This is a genomic window from Flavobacterium sp. KKT103 (assembly GCF_055640565.1).
On record NZ_CM145766.1, the window covers coordinates 3466717 to 3481419 of the forward strand.

Sequence of the window (14703 nt, forward strand, 5' to 3'; positions counted from 1 at the left end):
AATTTTCTTTAAAATGAGTAAATGCGAACAATGTATTGTTAGAGAATTTAGTTCTTTAAAAGCTTTAAACAAAGATCAATTAGTTCATTTAGCTGGTTGCAAAACGTCTCGTGTTATCAAAAAAGGAGAAGTGATTTTTGAGGAAGGAGAAAATGTTAATGGTATTTTTTGCATAAAAGACGGTGTTTGTAAACTAACCAAATTAAGTCCCAATGGTAAAGACCAAATTGTCAAATTAGTAACTAAAGGTGAATTATTAGGTCAGCGTTCTATGATCAGCGAAGAGCCTGTTAACCTAAGCGCAGTGGCGTTAGAGGATATGCAAGTATGCTTTATTCCTAAAGCGGAGGTCATGAGTTTTTTTGACACAAACAATCAGTTTTCAATGAATGTAATGAAAACTATTTGCGGTGATTTAAAAGATGCCGACGGACATATGGTTAATATGGCTCAAAAAACCGTTAAGCAACGTCTTGCTGAAACCTTATTATATCTAGAAAACACTTTTGGTACAAACACAGATGGCACATTAAAAATTCAACTATCTCGGGATGAATTAGCAAGCATGATTGGTACCGCTACAGAAAGTTGTATTCGACTTTTATCTGATTTCAAGAAAAGTAATTTGATCGATTTAATCGGAAAGAAAATAGCTTTGAAAGATCACAACATGCTGAAAAAACTAGCCGACTGATACTTACTTTTTATTCATAACTAAATAATATACTGGAACTCCTAGCGCCACAATTCCTAAACCTAAACCGGTATTGAAGGTATCGTAAACTAGTAAAGTAACACATATAGCAACCGTAACTAAAATATAGATTGCAGGTATAAATGGGTAACCAAATGCTTTGTAAGGACGTTCCATGTTAGGCTCTTTTTTTCTCAAAACAAAGACTCCAATTATCGTTAAAATATAAAATAATAAAGAAGCAAAAGTAGCATAGGTTAACAAATCGCCAAACTTACCCGAAACAGCTAATACACTTGCCCAAATACATTGAACCCATAATGCTTTTGCTGGAACCTGATTCTTATTTAGCTCCGTAGCTTGTTTAAAAAACAATCCATCTTTTGCCATAGCGTAAAACAATCTACCTCCAGACAATATCAATCCGCTATTAGCGCCAAAAGTAGATACCATGATCAAGGCAGCCATTACAAATACACTCACATTTCCTAGAATCATTCCCGCTGCCGCCGCTCCTACTCTATCGTTGCTGGCAAACATGATTCCGTTTTCAAATGCTTTTGTTGCGCCTGGACTTCCTTGCATCGGTAACAAAGCCAAATATGCTACATTTGCCAAGACATAAATAATCGTTACTATCAGTGTTCCAAGAAATAAACTACGCGGAATATTCTTTTTCGGTTCCTTAATTTCTCCAGCGATAAAAGTAACGTTGTTCCAAGCATCACTTGAAAACAAAGAGTTAATCATGGTGGCTCCCGCTGCTCCCAACAATGCCATACCGGTAAGTTTAGTAACTGTTATAGTACCGTTTGGGTTTACAACTGTTTTACTCGCCTCCCACATAGTAGCAAAATTGTTTGAGAGAATATCGGTTTGCAAACCAACATACAATCCCAGAACAATCAATGCAAAAAGCGCAATTAACTTAGCTGAAGTTAAGATTAACTGGACTGTTTTTCCGCTTTGAACACCCTGAGTATTGATATAAGTAAGTAAAATGATACTAAAAACAGCAAATAGTTTACTATTCGTAAACACAAAGCTATTTCCAACGGTAAAAATAACATCATCTAGTCGTGGGAAAAATATAGCTGAGTAGTTGGCAAAAGTGACCGCTATAGCTGCTATTACCCCTGTTTGAATGACTGTAAAAACAGTCCAGCCGTATAAAAAAGAGACCAACCTACCGTAAGCACGCTGGATGTAAACGAACTGTCCTCCCGCTTTAGGCATCATTCCTGCTAATTCGCCATAGCTAAGCGCCGCTGCCACCGTAATTAATCCTGTTACCAACCAAATAACTAGCAACCAAGCCGCTGACCCGATGTCTCTCGCCATGGCCGAGGTAACAATAAAAATCCCGGAACCAATCATGGAACCCGCAACTAAACTTGTAGCGTCGATTAATCCTAATGAACGTTTTAATTCGGTTTTGTTTTCTGACATTTTATATTTTAATCTAATTTTAAAAAATAACTACTTATAGTTTTTTAGCTTCTTCCCAATTTAGAGCATATGAAAATCATAGATTTTCTGATTCCTATTTTTTGGGAAGCCGCTTCGCTTCTTCCCAAAAAACATCCATCTCTTCTAAAGTCATGTCCATTAAAGGTTTGCCTAATTCTCCAGCTTTACTTTCCAAATACTGAAAACGGTTGATGAATTTTTTATTGGTACGCTCTAATGCATCTTCGGGATTAATTTTGAGGAAACGAGCGTAGTTTATCATCGAAAATAATACATCGCCAAATTCTGCTTCCATTTTATCCTGATCTCCGGCCTTGACTTCCACTTGAAACTCATCTAATTCCTCCTGAACTTTCTCCCACACTTGCTCAGGTTGCTCCCAATCAAACCCTACTGCTCGTACCTTTTCCTGTATGCGACTGGCCTTTACTAAGGCTGGTAAACTTTTAGGCACACCTTCAAGAACGGAAGATCTGCCTTCTTTTAATTTTAGCTTTTCCCAATTTTGCTTTACTTCTTCCTCGTCAGCTACTACAGTATCGCTGTAAATATGAGGATGGCGGTGTATTAGTTTTTCACATATTTCATTGCAAACATCTGCGATATCAAAATCATTCGTTTCGCTTCCTATTTTAGTATAAAACACAAGGTGCAACATTAAGTCACCTAGCTCTTTCTTTACTTCGACTAAATCATTATCTAAAATGGCATCGCCTAACTCATAGGTTTCTTCGATTGTTAAATGACGCAGACTTTGCATGGTTTGCTTTTTGTCCCAAGGACATTTTTCGCGCAAATCATCCATGATATCTAATAATCTGCCAAAGGCTTCCAGTTGCTTTTGTCTTGTGGTCATGTCGTTTTAATTTAAATCTTTAGGTATTTCGCTATTGGGTAAAAATAAGAAATCCCACTTTCTAAACGGTATAGAAAGCAGGATTTTTAATCGTTTCAAGAAAAATTATTCTTTAACTTTTTTGTCTTTTTTTGGTTTTGCAGCAACTTCTTCTGTAGCTTCTTCGACAACAGCGTCAGTAGAAACTTCTTCTGCAACAACTAATCCTTTTGCTTGCAAAGTGTTGTACCAATTTAAAATTTTCTTTACGTCAGAAGGATAAACTCTTTCTTCATCAAAATCAGCTAACACTTCTCTGAAATAACTCATTAAAGTAGCATTATCTTCTTTATGAGAGATAGCTGGCCCGTTACTTTCTTTAGCAGCAATGTTTTTCATGATTTCTACTAAAGGTTTCTCGCCTTCATACGTATAAATTGAAATCTCTGATAATAAACTTACGTTGCTTTTAAGACTTACTGATATTTTTTTTCCATCAGCTAATGATTCTGCAACAAAACCAGTACGCGTTTGTACTTTTAAAACATATAAACCTGGCTTTCCTGAAATGGATAATATTTTTTCTAAATTCATTTTATTTATTTTATTAAGAATTCAATTTGAATTATATTTGTGTTCTGCTCCAAAAACTGTACCGACTCCTTTCCTATCTCCCTTTTTTACCGAAAAATTTCATGCGGTAATCCTGAAATGTTTTCCCTTCGATAATATTTTTAAGCTTTTTTTGGATCAATCGTTTTTTTAAGGACGAAATCTTATCTGTAAACAAAATCCCTTCGATATGATCGTATTCATGCTGAATAACACGGGCAATCAGTCCGTCAAAAACTTCCGTTTTCATTACAAAATCCTCCTCGCAATACTCGATAGTAATTGTAGGATTTCTATAAACGTCTTCACGAACATCTGGAATACTAAGGCAACCTTCATTGAAAGCCCATAGTTCACCTTCTTCTTTTATCATTTTAGCATTGATAAAAGTGCGCTTAAAGCCATTTAATTGTTTTTGCTCCGTTGAATCTAGATCTTCATCATCGCTAAAAGGAGTCGTGTCTATTACGAATATACGAAGCGCTTTCCCAACTTGTGGAGCTGCTAAACCAACGCCATTAGCGTTATACATGGTTTCGTACATATTTACGATAGTATCTTTCAAGTCAGGGAACTCAACAGATACATTTTCTGCTACCTTTCTCAAAACTGGATCTCCATAACCTACAATTGGTAAAATCATTATTCTTGTATTAAGATTTATTTGCCATAAATAACAGCACTACTGCCTAAAATATGGTGCGCAAAAATAGTAAAATTTTAGAGAATGAATAATCGGATCTTTAACAATTAGTCTTTTTTTGTTAATAGGTTATAATAACTGCCAATTTTATTATGGATAAATCGCACAATCCGTACCTTTGAAAATAATCTTTACCCTATGATTGCCAATATCAAGAAATTTATTGACAGTACTCATTTTACCAATGCACTAAAAGTAACTTTTTCAGCAGTTATACCCGCTTTACTATTTAGCTACCTTGGTAATTTTGCTACTGGATTCACGATAGCTTTAGGAGCGATTTTGACTTATCCTAGTGACATCCCTAGTAGTTTAAAACACAAACGAAACGGCATGTTAGTAGCTACTTTTACCGTTGCTACTATGAATCTTATCATTAATTTGATACAGCCTTACCCATGGGTTTTTTATCCTGTTTTAGCAGTTCTCCTATTTCTGTTGTCTATGATTTCGGTGTATGGTCAACGCGCAACTATGGTTTCTTTTTCGGGTTTACTGGCAATATCGCTTGCTTTCGCACATTTGCATACTGGCTGGGAAATGCTGCAATACTCTGGGTTATTACTTTTAGGTGGGTTATTTTACCTTTTAATTTCATTGGCTTTTTTTTATCTAAGGCCCCATCGTTATATCCAACTCCAAATAGCACAAGGCATCGTATTAACAGCTAAATATTTAAAATTAAGAGGCGACTTGTGGGAGTTGAACTCGGATCGAAAAGCCATTACCAAAAAACAATTATTTTATCAAGTTGAATTAAATACTATTCACGAAAATATTAGAGAAGTTTTGATAAGAAACCGAACCAATGTAGGCTCTTCAAATCAAAACAGAAAAATGCTTATCTCCTTTATTTCTCTTGTGGAAATAATGGAATTAGCTGTTGCCACCTCATTTGATCATAACAAATTACATCAAAAATTTGATGCACATCCTCAAGTTTTAGAAACCTATCAAAATCTTGCGTATAAACTCGCTTCTTGCCTCAAAAAAATAGGTAAAAGCATGGAAAATAATAGCCAGTATACCCCTAAGCATAATTTACTAAAGGAATTGCAAAAATTACAGCTTGCTATAACCGAATATGAAAAGCAGTCACAGCTTGAGGATGTAGCAGAAGGAGCTTTAATGCTAACGAATATGTTGCATTATGCCGAAAAACAAGCCGAAAAAATTAAAACGATCGAGCGTGCATTTTTAGAAAGCATCCCACTAAATGAACTAAAAGGCCGAGATAAAGATTTAGAGAAATTTATTGCTCCTAACACCTATTTGTGGAGTACTTTAATCGAAAACATAAGCTTTTCCTCGACCGTATTTAGGCATTCCCTACGGTTAACAATTACCATATTAATTGGTTTTATTGTTGGCCAATTTTTACCTTTTCAAAATACCTACTGGATCTTGCTAACCATTGTGGTGATTATGCGTCCCGGATACGGCCTAACAAAACAGCGAACTTACCACCGCATATTTGGCACTTTATTAGGAGGTGCTATTGCTTTTGGAGTACTTTTATTTGTTCAAGATACCAGGGTGACCGTTAGTTTGGCGATTTTGGCCATGCTTTTGGGTTTTACTTATACTCCTAGCAACTATAAAATTGGAGCTACCTTCGTTACCATTTATGTGGTTTTTATCTACGCTATATTAACGCCTAATATTACTGATGTCATTCAGTATCGCATTTTAGACACCGTTGTTGGTGCCTTACTATCATTTTTTGCGAATTATTTCATTTGGCCTTCTTGGGAATTTTTAAATGTGCCAAATTACATTAGTAAAGCCATCGGGGCAAACAGAACGTACTTGCATCAAATTTCGATTTTATACAACAAGAAAGGAGAGGTTACAACCGCTTATCGATTAGCACGAAAGGAAGCATTTGTCGAAATAGGAAATTTAATGGCATCGTTTCAAAGAATGATTCAAGAACCTAAATCAAAGCAAAATAGATTACAGCAGATTTATAAACTAACAGTACTGAATCACTCTTTATTATCATCGCTTGCTTCGCTAGGTACCTACATGCAATCACATAAAACGACAGAAGCCTCAGCCGCATTTAATGAAGTTGTTGATGCTGTTACTCGCAACTTAGATACGGCGATTATGATTTTAAATAATGAGATTATAGCCCCATCCCAATTGGATCTTGTTTCTACTAATTCAGAAAAGCGCTTCATTGAACTTAATTCTATTAGGGAAGAAGAAATAACAACAGCTTCAGCAGATGGTAAAACCGATATAAAATCAAAAATGGAGGAAGCTCAACTCGTAATCGAACAGTTGATTTGGCTAACGAGTTTATCTGAAAATATTTTAAAGACTACGAGAGTACTATTAGATACAAAAAATGAATCCCAATAAAATATTGGGATTCATGATATAATTACTTATTTAATTGTAAAACGGTAGCTGTATGATTTCTGATTTCAGCAAGTAGTGCTGGTTTATCATTTAAAGTTTGGCCGAATGAAGGAATCATTGCTTTCATTTTTGCTTGCCACTCAGGAGTTGCTAATTGAGCCTTGAAACAGCGATCCACTAAATCCACCATGATAGACACCGCTGTTGAAGCACCTGGCGAAGCTCCTAACAAAACAGCTAAACTACCATCAGCAGTATTGATTACCTCCGTTCCAAATTCTAAAATTCCACCTTCTTTCTCATCCTTTTTAATAACTTGTACTCTTTGGCCGGCGCGTTCTAAAACCCAATCCTTAGATCGAGCACTTGGAACATATTCTCGTAGTGCATTTATACGGTCTTTAGGAGACTGTCTTACTTGTTGAATCAAATATTTTGTAAGCGGAATATTTTTAATCCCGGCAACAATCATTGGGTAAATATTATCGGGTTTGATTGATAACGGTAAATCTGAATAGGATCCATTTTTCAAAAATCGAGTTGAAAATCCCGCGAAAGGTCCAAAAAGTAACGCTTTTTGACCATCGATCATTCTAGAATCAATATGCGGAACTGACATTGGTGGTGCGCCTACACTTGCTTTACCATAAACCTTAGCTTCGTGCTTAGCAATCACCTCTGGATTGGTACATTTAAGCCACTGCCCACTTACTGGGAAACCACCATACCCTTTTCCTTCAGGAACATCGGCTTTTTCTAATAATGGCAAAGAACCACCACCTGCGCCTATAAAAACAAACTTTGTATATATTTTTTTCTTTTCACCTGACGATAAATCGGTTACTTTTAGTCTCCATCTACCATCATCACGTTTGTCAATTTTTCTAACCTCGTTGTGAAAGTGCATGGTTACACCGTCTAAACTAGTTAAGTAATTGAACATACTGCGCGTTAATTCACCAAAGTTTACATCAGTACCAATAGGCATATTGGTTGCTGCTACTTCTCCTGATTCTGGGCGACCTTCCATAACTAATGGCATCCACTCCTTCAATTGAGCAAAATCAGTGCTAAAAGTCATCTCTTTAAAAATAGGATTGGCTTGTAAGGTATCAAAACGATTTTTTAGGAAAGTTACATTTTCAGCTCCCCACACGAAGCTCATATGCGGCACTCTTTTTATAAAATTTTCAGGTGCAGTAATTTTATTTTCTTGAACAAGGTAAGACCAAAACTGACGAGATACTTCAAAAGACTCGGCGATACTTATTGCTTTTTTAGGATCAATAGAACCGTCCTCTTTTTCAGGTGTATAATTTAATTCACAAAAGGCTGAATGCCCCGTTCCTGCATTATTCCAAGCATCCGAACTTTCGGCAGCTGCAATATCTAATCTCTCAAAAATCTCGATTTTAATATCTGGTTGTAACTCTTTTAGCATCAGTCCTAGAGTAGCACTCATAATTCCGGCTCCTATTAGAATGACATCAGTATTTGAACGAATAATTGTATCAGGCATAGCACATTTTTTTAAAATGCAAAGATACTTTATATAGTTCCAAAAAAAAGTATAAAAGTGTGGTTTAAAACAGATTTAACAAAAAAATATTTGTAGTTATTTTTATCTACTAAATCGGAATTAAAATGGTTTTCTGTTTAAGTAATCTTGTAGCATAATAGTAGCTGAAATCTCATCAATTAACGCCTTGTTTTGACGTTGCTTTTTTTTCATCCCGTTATCTATCATCGACTGAAATGCCATTTTAGAAGTAAAACGCTCATCGACACGAATTACCTTCATCTCTGGGAAATGATTGGTAAAATGAGTAACAAAACCTTTGATTATCGAAGCACTTTCTGATGGCTGCCCATTCATTTGTTTGGGTTCACCAATCAATACAGCCTCAACTTTTTCCTTTGAAAAATAGTCTTTTAAAAAAGCAATTGCTGTTGCACTGGGAACTGTTGTTAGTCCTGAGGCAATAATTTGCATTTCGTCAGTAACCGCAATTCCAGTTCGTTTTTGTCCGTAATCAATAGCGAGAATTCTTGGCATTTATTTTGTTTTAGAGACTGCTAAATTAAGCATTTAAACAATTCAACTTACTACCCTGAAAAGAAAAGCTGGTAGAATCAATAGTCGTTTAAAGTTACATTTCTAACATTTTCAAAACAAATCTCTATTTTGCTTTTGCTTAAAAAACATATCTTTGTCAAAAATCTTAAAAAAATGAATTCATTACAAACAATTATAGAGCAAGCTTGGGAAAACAGAGCTTTGCTACAAGAAGAAACTACAACTAATGCTATTAGAGAAGTTATTGCACTTTTAGACGCAGGTACGTTACGCGTTGCTGAGCCTGTTGGTGATGGATGGCAAGTAAACGAATGGGTAAAAAAGGCGGTGGTAATGTACTTCCCTATTCAAAAAATGGAAACTTGGGAAGCAGGAATTTTTGAATATCACGACAAGATGTTGTTGAAAAAAGACTATGCTGAAAAAGGTGTTCGTGTGGTTCCAGGTGCATCTGCACGTTATGGATCTTTCATTTCAAGTGGTGTTATCATGATGCCAAGTTATGTGAATATTGGTGCATATGTTGATGCCGGTACAATGGTGGATACATGGGCAACTGTAGGTAGTTGTGCTCAAATTGGTAAAGATGTTCACTTAAGCGGTGGTGTTGGTATTGGTGGTGTTTTAGAGCCTTTGCAAGCAGCTCCAGTTATTATCGAAGATGGTGCTTTTATTGGTTCTCGTTGTATCGTAGTTGAAGGAGTTCATGTTGGAAAAGAAGCAGTATTAGGTGCTAATGTATGTTTGACAGCTTCTACTAAAATTATTGATGTAACTGGTGATGAACCTGTGGAGATGAAAGGGTTTGTTCCTGCTCGTTCAGTGGTTATTCCAGGAAGTTATACTAAAAAGTTTGCTGCTGGCGAATTTCAAGTGCCTTGTGCTTTGATCATCGGTACGCGCAAACCTTCTACTGATCTAAAAACCTCATTAAATAACGCGTTACGCGAATACGACGTAGCGGTATAAAACCATAAAAATCCAAAAAGGATTTGGTTAACTCCAAATCCTTTTTAGTTTAAAACAAACCTATTTTTCCAATTCTTAATTTTATTTTGAATGCAAGTAGGCTATCCTGACCTTTGACATCTATTCGTTTAATCTCATAATTATCCTTAAAAGGAAAAAAATTAGGTCGGTTGCCAATTCGAAGTCCAAATTTAATATTATGTTCTTCTAACGACTTTTTGAATTCTTGGTTAGCAAGTCCTTTTTTTGGAAAGTTACCATAAGGATAGGCCAAAACAGGAGCTACTTTTAATTGTTCATTCGAAATAACTGAATTAGAATTAGCGAAATCTTCATCGATTTCGAATTTAGTTAGGGAACTATAAGGGCGATGTTCATAGGAATGTTGAGCAAGTTCTACAATAGTAGCATCTAGACTTTTTATTTGTTCCAAGCACATAATATTCTTGGTTCCGTCATTCCATTTATCAGTTTGACCGATATATTTAAAAGGAACAGCAAATGTGGCTTTTAAATTGTATTTTTTCAATAAAGGGTAAGCATGTTTTAAATGACATTCAGTCACATCATCAAAAACTAGCATAACACTTTTTGGAGGTATTTTTTTTAATTGCTCTAATTCTGAGAAATGAAATGTTGTGAACTTTTGATCCACTAAGTACTCTAATTGTTGTTCTAACTTTTTCAACGAAATCGATAAATCAACACTTTGATTGCAATCAGTAACTATACTGTGGTACATCATTATTGGCAGCAAAAACCGTTTTGGCATCAGTAGAATTTATTAAAAATTATTAATTTTGATAATAAAAAGTTAAAATTAATATATATTTCAATTAGTTTGCAATTAAATAAATTAACTGTAAAAAAAAATCTCTTTTTTTAGCATATTCGAAGTAAAAAAGCAAAACCAAAAACAATATGAAAATTGGATACGAGGCAAAACGAGTCTTTCATAATCGGACCGGATTAGGAAACTATAGTCGTGACATTATCAAGGGATTAAGTAATTATTTCACTGATAATACTTACTATTTGTACAATCCAAAAGAAGCTAAAACACAACTATTTACAGCAAATAATAAGTCCGTAATCGAAAAGTTCCCAGAAAATACACTTCATAAAAAATTCAAAAATTATTGGCGTCAAAAAGGAATAATAAGAGATTTATTACAAGATAAAATCGTACTATTCCATGGACTTTCTGGAGAATTACCTATGGGATTAAAAGCAAACAATATTAAAAGTGTTGTAACAATCCACGACTTGATATTCCTACGTTATCCTCATTTGTATTCCTTTTTTGATAGAAAGATTCATTTTATGAAATTCAAAAAAGCAGCGAATGCAGCCGACAAAATTATCGCTATAAGTGAACAAACGAAGAAAGATATAATCACCTATTTGGGTATTGATTCTAAAAAAATAGAAGTGATATACCAAGGCTGCCAAGACGTTTTTAAAAACGATTACACAGTCGAAGCGAAAAATGAAGTAGTTAAAAAATATGACCTTCCCCAACAATTCGTATTAAATGTAGGTACGATTGAAGAACGAAAAAATGCACTCTTAATTGTTAAAGCTATTCAAAACCTTGACACAACTCTAGTAATAGTAGGAAAAGAGACTAAATATAGTGATGACATCAAAAAGCATTGTAAAGAAAATAATATCAGTCATAAGGTTATTTTCCTCAAAGGTTTAAGTAGTAAAGAGCTAGCAATAACCTACCAATTGGCTACAGTATTTGTTTATCCCTCAATCTTTGAAGGATTTGGAATCCCAATTATTGAGGCTTTGTATTCTAAAGTACCCGTAATAACAAACAAATTTGGAGTTTTCCCTGAGGCTGGTGGTCCAAACAGTATATATATCGATCCCAATAATGCTAGTGAACTAGCGGAAAAAATTAACCTGCTTTTAAGCAATGCTTCTTTAAGAAACGAAATTGCCGAAAAAGGTTTTGAATTTGTTCAAAAATTCAATGATCAGTTAATTGCAAACGAAATAATGACCCTTTACGAAAAAGTTGTACGTGATGAAAAGTAAGCTAAAAAACAATATAATAGTTGATGTAGACCGCTTAAAATATCCCTTTACTGGAATGCATCAATTTTGTTTGCATCTTTATAAAAATTTAGTAAAAAGTAACGATTTCGACTTTTATTTTTACAAGCATAAACAAACTAAACTACCTGAACAGCTGCAAACTATAGACATTAAATGGTGGGATATATTTTTTTTAAAACCTAAAGCTCAATTCAGCTTGTGGCATAGCACCAGTCAATTAACGAAACGAATCCCCTTAAAATCGATCAAATTAGTCTATACTATTCATGATTTAAACTTTTTATACACTTCCAAGCCCAACTGGAAAAAAAAACGCACTTTGCGATCCATTCAAAAAAATTGCGATCGAGCTGACTATCTAACGTTCATCTCTAATTTTGCCTATCAGGATGCTAAAAAGCAACTGAACCTAATTGATAAAAAATACCGAATTATTTATAACGGAGTAGCGGTAGAAAAGTTTGAAGCACTAACCGTAGAAGAAATGCCTTTTGATTTCAATCAAAAGTATTTATTTAGTTTAGGTGTTGTTGCTGAAAAAAAGAATGTTCACACTTGTATTCCTCTTTTGCAAGACAACGACCTATATTTAGTGATTTCAGGACAAATTGCCGACGAAAAATACAAAGAGAAAATTATTGAATCGGCAAGACAGTATAATGTGCACGAAAGAGTATTCTTTACAGGACCTGTTAGTGATAAGCAAAAATATTGGTTGTATAAAAATTGTGAAGCTTTCGTTTTTCCTTCTCTTTCAGAAGGGTTTGGACTGCCACCAATCGAGGCAATGAGAATGGGTAAACCAACGTTTCTATCAAACTTAACTAGCTTGCCCGAAGTGGGAGGCACAATTGCCTATTATTTTGAAAATTTTGAACCTCAACACATGCAGAACGTATTAAAAGATGGTCTTGTTGATTTTTATCAAAAGGAAAAAGCACTAGAAAGTATTACGTGGTCAGAGCAATTCACCTGGGATAAAGCAGCTCAAGAGTATTGTGAAGTTTACAAAGAGGTACTTAGTACATAGTTGTCATGCCAAACTTATTTTGCTTTAACCGTAACAATCGATACCATAGTTTTTTTACACTATATTTTCATTCGTTTAACCCATTCTTTAATTAATTTTATCATAGATTCGCTTACTATTTCTACTCAATTTAAAAACATGAACAGTCAGAACTATATTTTATTTTTTACTCATGGTAGTGATGAGTTCTTGAATGAAGCCCTATTTGCATTGCTTTCCTATTATGGACATCACAAAGAAGAAGAAAATAAAGTGGTACTGTACACCGATAATATTTTGTTTTTTAAAAGCAAGTTACCCCAAAGTATAACCTATATTTCGCTTGATAAGGAACTGATTCAAAAATGGAAAGGTAGCATTAACTTTGTACACCGCGCAAAAATAGAATTACTAAAAGATTTTGCTAATCGGTTCTCCGGTAACGTATTGTATTTAGATAGTGATACTTACTTTAGGGCTAATATTTCTACTTTATTTGAAAATATCCAGGCTGGATTTCCAGTAATGAGTATAAAAGAAGGCGCTATAAATGCCAGTACAATGAGGCATTTAAAAAATTTCCACCTCTACTTTACAAAAAATAATCACAAGCTCATTATTGGTAATAAAACATACCGTTTTAATGAAGACGTTCTTATGTATAATGCCGGTATAATAGGTACAAATGTGCAGGAAAACGATCCTCTTTTTGCGGAAGCGTTAGCAATTACAGATGCTATTTATCCTGAAAATCCCTCGCATGTGGTAGAGCAATTTGCTTTTAGCTATTTGCTACAAAATAAAAGCAATGCTATTATCGAAGCCGAACCCTTGATTCACCATTACTGGTACTTTAAAGAATTTAGAGCTATCCTAACCGATTTTTTTACAACTTATAAGGATCGAACTTATGAAGAGCTGCTTACTCTCTACACTAAAATCAATCCAGAATATTTAGGAGCAGAAAAATTACAGTATAAAAACGCATCCTTTATTGAAAAAATGCAAATTAAATTAACAACTTTTAGAAAATGGAAAATTAGAGAATATGAGCTGTAACTAATCATTCCGTTGGTTTTTTTTTAAAAAAAGACACGAAATAATTCTGACTTTAAATGTTCTAAAGCCTAGTTCTTCCCAATATGAAGTTCATTAGCTTTTAATAACTTAGTCATCGTATAAGCTGATGAGAAATAGGACCAATAAAAACCTTCTTTACCATTCATGAAATTGCGATCGATAAAGTAAATTTTAAAAAACTCGAATTTTGATTTTAAAATGATTTGAAGGAAAGAATACTTTTTATTTTTTTCTGCCTTGCCTTTTGTGTACAAACTGGTATAGCGGTTAAATTTAGTAAAATAGTCCTCAAGAGATTCATAACTATAATGCAAGAAACTCCCTTTTAACTTATTCGTTTTTCCATTAACAATAATACTTTCATGGACAGTATTGGCATTAAAATTTCCATGAATTTTATTAAACATCCTTAAATAATAGCGGTTACTTTGACTTCCGTATTTAAATTTTTTATTTAAAAAAACATGTTGCCCCTTGATATAATAAGCAACAGTATTGCCATTATCATTTTGGATTGCCTTTGGGATGGCAGCAATTAAATCAGCATCTAAGATTTCATCGGCGTCAAGTGATACAACCCAATTATTTTTCGTCTTGGAAACAGCAAATTGCTTCTGTGCACCGTATCCTTCAAATTTATTATAGAAAACTTGCGCTCCAAATTTTTCGCAGATGGCAACAGTGGCATCATGACTACCGGAGTCAATCACAATTATTTCGTCAGCGAAAGACAGTTTCGACAAACATTTTTCAATGATTCGCTCTTCATTTAATGTGATAATAACTACTGAAATTTTAGATTCCATAATTTAAA

14 protein-coding genes are annotated in these 14703 nt (G+C 34.4%); 6 read left to right on the plus strand and 8 right to left on the minus strand.

The features are described from left to right. Window positions 1-13: 13 nt before the first annotated feature. Window positions 14-694, plus strand: a complete 681-nt coding sequence (locus ACZ2G0_RS14855; RefSeq protein ID WP_470308291.1) for a Crp/Fnr family transcriptional regulator — start codon at window positions 14-16, stop codon at window positions 692-694. 3 nt (window positions 695-697) lie between these two features. On the opposite strand, the gene ACZ2G0_RS14860 is transcribed toward ACZ2G0_RS14855, so the two are convergent. The 4 genes from ACZ2G0_RS14860 to def all read right to left on the minus strand — a co-directional run bounded on the left by ACZ2G0_RS14860 (window position 698) and on the right by def (window position 4254). Beyond that, window positions 698-2143 (minus strand): APC family permease, encoded by a 1446-nt coding sequence (locus ACZ2G0_RS14860; RefSeq protein WP_470308292.1) that lies wholly within the window; start codon window positions 2141-2143, stop codon window positions 698-700. Window positions 2144-2237: 94 nt separating this feature from the next. Further along, the gene (gene mazG / locus ACZ2G0_RS14865) at window positions 2238-3020 is read right to left on the minus strand and encodes a nucleoside triphosphate pyrophosphohydrolase (protein WP_470308293.1); all 783 of its coding nucleotides are present in this window, start codon (window positions 3018-3020) and stop codon (window positions 2238-2240) included. A gap of 105 nt (window positions 3021-3125) precedes the next feature. After that, window positions 3126-3593, minus strand: coding sequence for a DUF5606 family protein (locus ACZ2G0_RS14870; protein WP_470308294.1), 468 nt, complete (start codon window positions 3591-3593; stop codon window positions 3126-3128). 73 nt (window positions 3594-3666) lie between these two features. Beyond that, the gene (gene def, locus ACZ2G0_RS14875) at window positions 3667-4254 is read right to left on the minus strand and encodes a peptide deformylase (RefSeq protein WP_470308295.1); all 588 of its coding nucleotides are present in this window, start codon (window positions 4252-4254) and stop codon (window positions 3667-3669) included. A gap of 198 nt (window positions 4255-4452) precedes the next feature. Between def and ACZ2G0_RS14880 the strand changes: the two genes are divergently transcribed. Next, window positions 4453-6684, plus strand: coding sequence for an FUSC family protein (locus ACZ2G0_RS14880; protein WP_470308296.1), 2232 nt, complete (start codon window positions 4453-4455; stop codon window positions 6682-6684). A 22-nt stretch (window positions 6685-6706) separates the two neighbouring features. On the opposite strand, the gene ACZ2G0_RS14885 is transcribed toward ACZ2G0_RS14880, so the two are convergent. Together ACZ2G0_RS14885 and ruvX are read right to left on the minus strand one after the other, a co-directional pair. Then, complete coding sequence (locus ACZ2G0_RS14885; protein ID WP_470308297.1) at window positions 6707-8203, minus strand: malate:quinone oxidoreductase; 1497 nt, start codon at window positions 8201-8203, stop codon at window positions 6707-6709. A gap of 120 nt (window positions 8204-8323) precedes the next feature. Beyond that, on the minus strand, window positions 8324-8740 hold the full coding sequence (ruvX, locus tag ACZ2G0_RS14890; protein WP_300289070.1) for a Holliday junction resolvase RuvX: 417 nt from the start codon (window positions 8738-8740) through the stop codon (window positions 8324-8326). Between the two features lie 174 nt (window positions 8741-8914). Between ruvX and ACZ2G0_RS14895 the strand changes: the two genes are divergently transcribed. Beyond that, window positions 8915-9730, plus strand: coding sequence for a 2,3,4,5-tetrahydropyridine-2,6-dicarboxylate N-succinyltransferase (locus ACZ2G0_RS14895; protein ID WP_470308298.1), 816 nt, complete (start codon window positions 8915-8917; stop codon window positions 9728-9730). Window positions 9731-9779: 49 nt separating this feature from the next. Here the strand turns inward: ACZ2G0_RS14895 and ACZ2G0_RS14900 are convergent, their stop codons facing one another. Continuing rightward, window positions 9780-10502, minus strand: a complete 723-nt coding sequence (locus tag ACZ2G0_RS14900; RefSeq protein WP_470308299.1) for a polysaccharide deacetylase family protein — start codon at window positions 10500-10502, stop codon at window positions 9780-9782. Window positions 10503-10651: 149 nt separating this feature from the next. Here ACZ2G0_RS14900 and ACZ2G0_RS14905 point away from each other — a divergent pair, with 149 nt between their 5' ends. From ACZ2G0_RS14905 to ACZ2G0_RS14915, 3 genes are all read left to right on the plus strand, one after another. Further along, window positions 10652-11779, plus strand: a complete 1128-nt coding sequence (locus tag ACZ2G0_RS14905) for a glycosyltransferase family 4 protein (RefSeq protein WP_470308300.1) — start codon at window positions 10652-10654, stop codon at window positions 11777-11779. Beyond that, entirely contained in the window at window positions 11769-12830 is a 1062-nt protein-coding gene (locus tag ACZ2G0_RS14910) for a glycosyltransferase family 4 protein (RefSeq protein WP_470308301.1), read from the plus strand. The genes ACZ2G0_RS14905 and ACZ2G0_RS14910 overlap by 11 nt, the downstream gene beginning before the upstream one ends. Window positions 12831-12968: 138 nt before the next feature. Continuing rightward, window positions 12969-13868: a glycosyltransferase family protein gene (locus ACZ2G0_RS14915; RefSeq protein ID WP_470308302.1), complete on the plus strand. Its 900-nt coding sequence runs from the start codon at window positions 12969-12971 to the stop codon at window positions 13866-13868. A gap of 68 nt (window positions 13869-13936) precedes the next feature. On the opposite strand, the gene ACZ2G0_RS14920 is transcribed toward ACZ2G0_RS14915, so the two are convergent. Further along, on the minus strand, window positions 13937-14695 hold the full coding sequence (locus ACZ2G0_RS14920; RefSeq protein WP_470308303.1) for a glycosyltransferase family 2 protein: 759 nt from the start codon (window positions 14693-14695) through the stop codon (window positions 13937-13939). Window positions 14696-14703 lie beyond the last annotated feature (8 nt).

What these genes read in the sequence shown, in the direction of transcription:
- ACZ2G0_RS14915 (WP_470308302.1), top strand. Translation starts at nt 12,969, where the DNA reads ATGAACAGTCAGAACTATATTTTATTTTTTACTCATGGTAGTGATGAG.
- def (WP_470308295.1), bottom strand. Translation starts at nt 4,254, where the DNA reads ATGATTTTACCAATTGTAGGTTATGGAGATCCAGTTTTGAGAAAGGTA.
- ACZ2G0_RS14900 (WP_470308299.1), bottom strand. Translation starts at nt 10,502, where the DNA reads ATGCCAAAACGGTTTTTGCTGCCAATAATGATGTACCACAGTATAGTT.
- ACZ2G0_RS14880 (WP_470308296.1), top strand. Translation starts at nt 4,453, where the DNA reads ATGATTGCCAATATCAAGAAATTTATTGACAGTACTCATTTTACCAAT.
- ACZ2G0_RS14895 (WP_470308298.1), top strand. Translation starts at nt 8,915, where the DNA reads ATGAATTCATTACAAACAATTATAGAGCAAGCTTGGGAAAACAGAGCT.
- ACZ2G0_RS14920 (WP_470308303.1), bottom strand. Translation starts at nt 14,695, where the DNA reads ATGGAATCTAAAATTTCAGTAGTTATTATCACATTAAATGAAGAGCGA.
- ACZ2G0_RS14910 (WP_470308301.1), top strand. Translation starts at nt 11,769, where the DNA reads ATGAAAAGTAAGCTAAAAAACAATATAATAGTTGATGTAGACCGCTTA.
- ACZ2G0_RS14855 (WP_470308291.1), top strand. Translation starts at nt 14, where the DNA reads ATGAGTAAATGCGAACAATGTATTGTTAGAGAATTTAGTTCTTTAAAA.
- ruvX (WP_300289070.1), bottom strand. Translation starts at nt 8,740, where the DNA reads ATGCCAAGAATTCTCGCTATTGATTACGGACAAAAACGAACTGGAATT.
- mazG (WP_470308293.1), bottom strand. Translation starts at nt 3,020, where the DNA reads ATGACCACAAGACAAAAGCAACTGGAAGCCTTTGGCAGATTATTAGAT.
- ACZ2G0_RS14860 (WP_470308292.1), bottom strand. Translation starts at nt 2,143, where the DNA reads ATGTCAGAAAACAAAACCGAATTAAAACGTTCATTAGGATTAATCGAC.
- ACZ2G0_RS14885 (WP_470308297.1), bottom strand. Translation starts at nt 8,203, where the DNA reads ATGCCTGATACAATTATTCGTTCAAATACTGATGTCATTCTAATAGGA.
- ACZ2G0_RS14905 (WP_470308300.1), top strand. Translation starts at nt 10,652, where the DNA reads ATGAAAATTGGATACGAGGCAAAACGAGTCTTTCATAATCGGACCGGA.
- ACZ2G0_RS14870 (WP_470308294.1), bottom strand. Translation starts at nt 3,593, where the DNA reads ATGAATTTAGAAAAAATATTATCCATTTCAGGAAAGCCAGGTTTATAT.